The following is a 225-nucleotide window of genomic DNA, read 5'->3' on the forward strand; positions in this document are numbered from 1 at the left end:
GACGAGAGCACCGACGTCTACACCGCACAGTTCGTCCTTGAGCTGAACGGGGCCTTGGAAGTCCAGCGTCTGCACGAGGCCACCCGCCGGCTGCTCGACCGGCACGCCAACCTGCGAACCGCGCTGCGGAAGTCGGCCGACGGAAACCCCTACCAGGTGATCGTCCGGCTCCCGGACACCCCCTTCGAGATGCGCGACCTCTCCGCCGGCTCCGATCCGGAGGGT

General features: G+C 68.4%; 1 protein-coding gene. It reads left to right on the forward strand.

From position 1 onward, the window contains the following. Positions 1 to 225 (forward strand): condensation domain-containing protein (locus VT52_RS35090; protein ID WP_143071005.1); only part of this gene is annotated, 225 nt, incomplete at both ends.

The sequence above is a fragment of the Streptomyces malaysiense genome, from assembly GCF_000980885.2.
Classification (GTDB): domain Bacteria; phylum Actinomycetota; class Actinomycetes; order Streptomycetales; family Streptomycetaceae; genus Streptomyces; species Streptomyces malaysiense.